We start from the raw sequence: 619 nt of genomic DNA, 5'->3' as shown, positions 1-619 counted from the left end.
CCAGACCGCAACCAACCACCACCCAAAGGCGGCAGCACAATCACGGATCAGATCCAGGTTCATATTCTTGGAAATTGCTTCTTATAAAAGATGCTCGCGTCCACTATGTAGTTCTCAAACAACAACCCCGTACCACACACCCCACACACGTACCCGCCCCCAAAAGGAGCGGAACAACCGTGTGATCGGTGCAGCCAGGAAACCAGAAACAAACTAGTCCCGGAACCGCCACGGCCAAAGCCGCAGCAACCCGGTCCTGTTGCCTCAGGACCCAACAGTGTGCCAAACACTACCCAACAGCTCATTCCGGCGTGCGTTCCAGGACACTCTCAAGAGAGCATCCGTACTAGCTGCCGGCCTGTGCCGCCAGGCACCTATTTGTTGATATTCCACCCGTGAGCACCCGCCGCAGAACTTGCGTCTGCGCAACGGGCGTACTCCTGACAACCCCACCACACCCGCATACACGGGGCAGGGTGGTTGTAGGTGCTCCTTAGAAAGGAGGTGATCCAGCCGCACCTTCCGGTACGGCTACCTTGTTACGACTTAGTCCCAATCGCCAGTCCCACCTTCGACAGCTCCCTCCCACAAGGGGTTAGGCCACCGGCTTCGGGTGTTA

1 rRNA gene is annotated in these 619 nt (G+C 57.5%); it reads right to left on the bottom strand.

What is annotated here, in order from left to right:
• Positions 1-497: 497 nt before the first annotated feature.
• Positions 498-619, bottom strand: a 16S ribosomal RNA gene (locus AC1DN2_RS21320); the annotation flags it as partial.

This window comes from Arthrobacter sp. 01L42, assembly GCF_056400005.1.
Note: the sequence above shows the minus strand (reverse complement) of the source record. Positions and strands in the feature narration are given on the sequence as shown.